Below are 6,443 nucleotides of genomic sequence, written 5' to 3' on the forward strand. Positions count from 1 at the left end.
GACCGCACATGAGCACGAGCAGCACCATCCGCACCCGCCGCGTACCCACCGGGCGTCTCACCGTCCAGATCGAGGAGGTCCGGGACGCGGGTGAACCCGTCGTCTTCGTCCACGGCAACGTCTCCTCCGCCGCGTTCTGGCGCCCCGTCCTCGGCCTGCTCCCGGACCGTTACCGCCCCATCGCGCTGGATCTGCGCGGCTTCGGCGGCACCGACCCGCTGCCCATCGACGCGACACGCGGCCTGCGTGACCACACCGACGATCTCGCCGCACTGCTGGCGGCCCTCGGGATCGACCGGGCGCACCTGGTGGGCTGGTCCATGGGCGGGGGCGTGGTGCTGCAGTATCTGCGCGACCACCCGGCCGCGGTGCGCTCCGTCACCCTGGTCAACCCGGTCTCCCCGTACGGCTTCGGCGGCACGCACGGGGTGGACGGAACCCTCAACTCCGAGGACGGGGCGGGTTCTGGCGGAGGCACGGCCAACCCCGAGTTCGTCGCGCGCCTCGCTGACGGCGACCGAGGCGAGGACTCCTCGCTCTCACCCCGTTCCGTTCTGGCGAACTGCTATGTGAACCCGCCGTGGCGCCCCGAGCACGAGGACGAGGAGGAGTATGTCGCGTCCATGCTCTCCACGCGGACCGGCGACGACCACTACCCCGGGGACAGCACGGCGTCCGCCTCCTGGCCGGGCGTCGCGCCGGGCACCCGCGGTGTCCTCAACTGCCTCTCCCCGCTTCGGTTCCGCGTCGACGACATCCATCTGATCGACCCCAAGCCGCCTGTGCTGTGGATCCGCGGCGAGAACGACGTGATCGTCTCGGACACCTCGATGTTCGATCTGGCGCACCTGGGCTCGATCGGCGCGGTGCCGGGCTGGGACGGGACCCCCGCCCAGCCGATGGTGACGCAGACCCGCCACGTCCTGGACCGCTACGCGGCCGAGGGCGGCACGGTACGGGAGGTTGCCGTGCCAGGCGCCGGGCACGCGGTGCATCTTGAACGGCCCGAGGAGTTCGGCTCCGCACTGCTGGAGGTGTTGTCCCCTACGTAGACTCGCCCGCAGTGCAGAGAGCACCGGAGGGCGGAAGGCACTGTTCTGTGGCGACTTACGTACTGGTTCATGCTGCGGCTGTCGATGCGTGGTACTGGGGGCCGCTGGCTGCCGTATTGCGTGATCGGGGCCATGAGGTCGTCGCACCGGACCTGCCGTGTGAGGACGAGTCGGCCGGGCTCGCGGAGTACACGGACACGGTGGTCGAGGCGATCGGCAGCCGTACGGATCTCATCGTCGTCGCCCACTCGTTCGGCGGTTTCACCGGCCCACTGGTGTGCGACCGGGTGCCGGTGGACCTGCTGGTCATGCTCCAAGCACAGGTTCCGGCGCCGGGTGAATCGCCAGGTCAGTGGTGGGACAACACGGGTTACGGCCCGGCCCGACAGGAATCCGACCGCCGCAGGGGTCTCGCGCAGGGCACCACAGAAGACCCACTCTCCCTTGTCGTGCACGACACCCCGGCCGCCCTTGCCGCCGAGTTCATGGCGGAGCACCAGCGGAATCAGGCGCCGACCCCCTTCGGAAAGCCGTGGCCGTCGGCCGCCTGGCCCAAGGTGCCGACCAGGTTTCTGATGTCGTCCGACGACCGTTTCTTCCCCGCCGAGTTCATGCGAAGGACGGTCGCCGAGCGGCTCGGCCTCCAGCCGGACGAGATGCCGGGCGACCACTGCCCCATGCTCGGCCACCCGAAGGAACTGGCCGACCGCCTGGAGACATACCGCGCCACACGGCGACCGACCTGATCGCCGACGCGATCAACCTCGGCCGGGTCGGGCCGCGGGCAGGATCAGCAGGGCCGACACGGCGGCGGCCACAGCGGTCAGGACGATCGAGGCGATGAGCCACGCACTGTTGATGCGATCGCAAGAGGTCCGCCGGGCTGGTACGCCGAGCTTTCGCGCCGGACCCTAGCCGGGTGTGATGGTCGCGAGTTGTGCGAGCAGCAGGAACAGTCGGTAGGTTTCGGCGAAGTCGGCGGCGGTGAAGGTGACCGTCCGGCCACCTTCCGCACGTGACACACCTGGCACGAGTGTCGCCAGGTCAACCGTGAACGGCGCGGAAAGGTCGACCTCGACGTCAAGCGGTCCGGCAAGGATCAGCGGCGCAATCTGTGCACGCAGAGTGAGGGCGTCGGCGGCGGCACGACGCAACCGATCCCGCGCTTCCTCGGGATGCAGAGCGACGGCGGCACCCTGACCGAGGGCTTGCTTGACCGCGACGGTGACCGCGGTGGGGACCAGATCGCAGAGTTCGGCGCAGGCACTGTCATCGCCGCTGAGCAGCACGACCGGCACGCCCAGATGCCCGGCCATGGCGGTGCCGAGACCGATCTCTCCCATGGAACGCCCGGCCACGCGCACGTCGAGGATGCCGTCGTTCATGGTGTGTGCCAGCACGGCCGGGCCGCGACCGGCACGGGCGTGGTAGCCGACGAGGAGGACCGCGTCGGTGTGTTCGTCGAGCCCACCGAGCATGCCCAGCGTGCGGGGCCTGCCGCGAATCAGTTGCGCCCGGCGGTCCAGTTGCTCGGGCAACAGGTTACGGAACGGCCCATGTGCGTCGGCGACCCACACCACGGCAGTGGGTTCGGCGTCCAGAACGCCGGCTATCACGCTGTTCGCCTCGGCTGTCATCAACGCGCGGCCGCGCTCGTAGTCGTAGCGATCCGGATTCGTCTCGGTGGGATGCACGATCCCCGAGATGCCTTCCATGTCAACTGAGATCAGCACCTTCATAACTCAGGGAGCCTATGTGCTGTCCACACGACGCCGCCGATCACAGCGTCCGGCGTCGGCCTCGGGCTAGGAGCGATTCGCGTCGGGGTCGGGGAGCGCCGTCGGGACGGTGCGGGGTGTCGGGCGCATGGTCGGGATCAGTACGGTCAGCCCGGCGAAGATGACCGCGGCGACGACGCCCGTGACATGCAGACCGGCGGTGAACGCCTCCCGCGCGGTATGCAGCAGTTCCGCGCTCCGGCCGGCGGGAAGGTGCCGACTGGCGGCGACCGCGTCGGCCAGCGAGTCGGAGGTGCCGTCCATCCGGCCGTGGTAGACCGCCGCGGCCAGCACACCGAGCAGCGCGAAGCCGAGCGAACCGCCGATGTAGTTGCCGGTCTCCGACATCGACGCCGCCGACCCCGCGCGCTCCGCGGGCACGGATCCGACGACCAGCCCGGTGCCCAGCGCGAACAGCGGACCGGTGCCCAGCGCCAGTACGGTGATGCCGGTCATCACCAGCGGCAGGGCGCGCGCACCGTCGACGCCGACCAACAGCAGACTGCCCAGTGCCGATACCGCCAGACCGCCGGCGATCGCGGTCGTCGGCTTCATCCGCCCGGCCAGCACCGGCGCGGCCATGGTGCCCACCGCCACACCCAGGCCCATGGGGGCGAACAGCAGCGCCGACGCCGCCGGCGAGTGACCCAGCACGTTCTGTAGGTACTGGGTGACCAGCAGGCCCGTCCCGGCCATGGCGATGCCGGCGCACACCAGTGCGATGAGCACGGCCGCGACCGGGCGGTTGCGCAGCAGCCGCAGATCCAGCAGCGGCGTCCGAAGCCGCAGCTGTCGGCGCACGAACAGCACGCCGATCGCCGCGCCGCCGACGAGGGCGACGGCCGGCAGCAGCGGCGCACCGCCGACGGCCAGCTGCTTGATGCCGTAGATCATCAGAAGCACCGCTGTGAGCGACATGCCGACACTGGCCGGATCCAGCCGCCCGGCATGGTCACCGCGGAACTCCGGCAGCAGGACCGGCCCGGCGACCATCAGCAACACCATCGCCGGCACCGAGACCAGGAACACCGACCCCCACCAGAAGTACTGGAGCAGGAACCCGGCGAGCACCGGGCCGATCGCGCCGCCGGCGAACTGGCAGGTCGCCCAGATCGCGATCGCCTTCCCACGCCGGTGTTCGTCGCGGAACATGTTGGTGATCAACGCCAGGGTCGATGGCGCCAGCGTCGCCCCGGCGACGCCCAGGAGCGCACGTGCGACGATGAGCGTCAGCGGGTCGACCGCGAACGCGGCCACGACCGACAGCAGCGCGAAGCCCGCCGCGCCGATCATCAGCAGTCTCCGGCGGCCGATCCGGTCGCCGAGCGTTCCCATCGTGATGACCAGGCCGGCCACTATGAATCCATAGCTGTCGCTGATCCACAGCTGCTCGACGTTGTCCGCCCCCAGGTCGTCGCTCAGCCGGGGGAGCGCGAGGAGCAGGGCCGTCGTGTCCAATGCGACGAGAAAGGTCGGCAGCATGAGAAGGACCAGCCCCAGCCACACCCGGTTGACTCGCATATCCGAAACTCTCTGTTCTTCCGATGATTCGCCCGTTGGTCGGAGCGGCAGAGCGGTTCTTGACATCGGACTGGTGCGAGCTGGTGCGAGATTTTCCGGCGAACGACGTCAAGACCGCGGCGGCGGCTCCGACCACCAGTCGAAAAGGGCCCTCCCGGGGCTCGCGAACCACGAGGAGCACGACATGCAGTTCCTGATCAGCCTGCACATCAACCCCGCCGTGCTGGACGCACTGACCGACGAGGAGAAGGCGGCGATCGGCGAAGGCCACGGCAGGTTCATCCAGTCGCTGAAGCAGTCCGGCGAGCTGATCACCACACAGGCACTCGTCGACCCGTCCCAGGCCGCCGTGGTGACCGTTCGCAACGGCCAGCCGGTGGTCACCGACGGCCCGTTCCTGGAAGCCAAGGAGCACCTGGGCGGCTTCTACCTGGTCGACTGCGAGAACAAGGACCGGGCCATCGAGCTGGCCGCGCGGATCCCGGACGCCGCGATCGAAGGTCTGGGCGTCGAGGTGCGGCAGGTGATGTTCGCTGACGGACAATTGGAGGCATGACAGCACCCGACATCGAGGACCTGCTGCGTGAACTCACGCCGCAGGTCCTCGGCGCGCTGGTACGACGGAACGGCCGGTTCGAGGACTGCGAGGACGCTGTGCAGGAAGCCGTCCTCGCCGCCACCGTGCAGTGGCCGACCGAGGGAGTGCCGAACAACCCGCGTGGCTGGCTGGCGACGGTCGCGTCCCGACGCCTCATCGACCAGATGCGCAGCGACCACGCCCGCCGCGAACGAGAGACGGCGACCGCCACACAGGCCGCGCACGCCGAGGTGCCGGACACCGACGACACACTGGTCCTGCTGTTTCTGTGCTGTCATCCCACGCTGACCGCGGCCTCCCAGACCGCCCTGACACTGCGGGCGGTCGGCGGCCTGACCACCGCCGAGATCGCCCGCGCGTTCCTGGTGCCGGAGGCCACGATGGCGGCCAGGATCAGCCGGGCCAAGCAACGTGTCAAGGCCGCCGGCAGCATGTTCAGGCTGCCGGACGGGGCGGAGCTGAAGGAGCGGCTCCAGGTCGTCCTGCACGTCCTCTACCTGATCTTCAACGAGGGCTACACCGCCTCCTCGGGCAGCCGGCTGCACCGCGCCGACCTCGCGCACGAGGCGATCCGGTTGACCAGGATGGTGCACGCGCAGCTGCCCGAGGACGGTGAGGTGACCGGGCTGCTGGCGCTGATGCTGCTGACCCACGCCCGCCGGGAGGCACGTACGACGGCCTCCGGCGATCTGGTGCCGCTGGACGAGCAGGACCGGACGACCTGGGACTCCGCGCTGATCGACGAGGGCACCGAGCTGGTCAAGGCGGCGGTGGCCGGCTCGGAGCTGGGGCCCTATCAGCTGCAGGCCGCCATCGCCGCCACCCATGCCGACGCGGCCACGGCCGAAGAGACCAACTGGCCACAGGTGCACGCCCTTTACCTGATCCTGGAACGGATCGCGCCCAACCCGATGGTCACCCTCAACCGCGCGATCGCGCTCGCCGAGACCGAGGACGCCCGGGCCGGACTGGCCCTGTTGTCCACACTGGACGGCGATGAGCGGATGGCAGGGCACCACCGTCTGCTGGCCGTACGGGGGCATCTGCTGGAGCGGACCGGCGACCTGGCCGGGGCCTACGACCACTACAGGCGCGCCGCGAAGTGCACCGCCAGCATCGCCGAGCAACGCTACCTGGAGTCCCGGGCCGGCCGGGTGAAACGCCTTGCACCAGAGGCATGATGATCATAGGCGGCGCCGCTGTGTCACCTTCCTCAAGGCCGATCGGCCAGGCGGGGTGTTGGTCGCGCACCAGGTCCCGGACCAGGTCCGAGGTGATCTCGATGCCGGTGTGGGGCATGCGGAGCAACCCCATTCCGGCGGCCACTCGCCCTGTCCGCCGGTGCCCTGCTGGACAGGTTCACCGGTTGCCGGTCGGATCACTCCGAGGGGCGCCGGGTAGCGTCTCTGATCAGCTAAGCGGTCCCATGCGAACCGTGGAGTTCGGCGTGGGTTCTGCCCACCTGGGCGGGGTAGCGTGAGCGTGCAGGTGGAA

The 6,443-nt window shown here is 69.7% G+C and carries 6 protein-coding genes; 4 read left to right on the forward strand and 2 right to left on the reverse strand.

The annotated features are described in order from the left end of the window. Nucleotides 1-8 precede the first annotated feature (8 nt). Entirely contained in the window at nucleotides 9-1,052 is a 1,044-nt protein-coding gene (locus tag ACWEKM_RS15385) for an alpha/beta fold hydrolase (protein ID WP_451621660.1), read from the forward strand. Nucleotides 1,053-1,099: 47 nt separating this feature from the next. Beyond that, on the forward strand, nucleotides 1,100-1,798 hold the full coding sequence (locus ACWEKM_RS15390; RefSeq protein WP_451621661.1) for an alpha/beta fold hydrolase: 699 nt from the start codon (nucleotides 1,100-1,102) through the stop codon (nucleotides 1,796-1,798). 165 nt (nucleotides 1,799-1,963) lie between these two features. On the opposite strand, the gene ACWEKM_RS15395 is transcribed toward ACWEKM_RS15390, so the two are convergent. Both ACWEKM_RS15395 and ACWEKM_RS15400 read right to left on the reverse strand, forming a co-directional pair. After that, nucleotides 1,964-2,791: a M55 family metallopeptidase gene (locus tag ACWEKM_RS15395; protein WP_451621662.1), complete on the reverse strand. Its 828-nt coding sequence runs from the start codon at nucleotides 2,789-2,791 to the stop codon at nucleotides 1,964-1,966. A 66-nt stretch (nucleotides 2,792-2,857) separates the two neighbouring features. Continuing rightward, complete coding sequence (locus tag ACWEKM_RS15400; RefSeq protein ID WP_451621663.1) at nucleotides 2,858-4,351, reverse strand: MFS transporter; 1,494 nt, start codon at nucleotides 4,349-4,351, stop codon at nucleotides 2,858-2,860. Between the two features lie 184 nt (nucleotides 4,352-4,535). On the opposite strand from ACWEKM_RS15400, the gene ACWEKM_RS15405 reads away from it, so the two are divergent. Together ACWEKM_RS15405 and ACWEKM_RS15410 are read left to right on the forward strand one after the other, a co-directional pair. Beyond that, the gene (locus tag ACWEKM_RS15405; protein ID WP_451621664.1) at nucleotides 4,536-4,907 is read left to right on the forward strand and encodes a YciI family protein; all 372 of its coding nucleotides are present in this window, start codon (nucleotides 4,536-4,538) and stop codon (nucleotides 4,905-4,907) included. After that, nucleotides 4,904-6,130, forward strand: coding sequence for an RNA polymerase sigma factor (locus tag ACWEKM_RS15410; protein ID WP_451621665.1), 1,227 nt, complete (start codon nucleotides 4,904-4,906; stop codon nucleotides 6,128-6,130). The genes ACWEKM_RS15405 and ACWEKM_RS15410 overlap by 4 nt, the downstream gene beginning before the upstream one ends. Nucleotides 6,131-6,443: the final 313 nt, after the last annotated feature.

This window comes from Streptomyces sp. NPDC004752 (assembly GCF_053601275.1).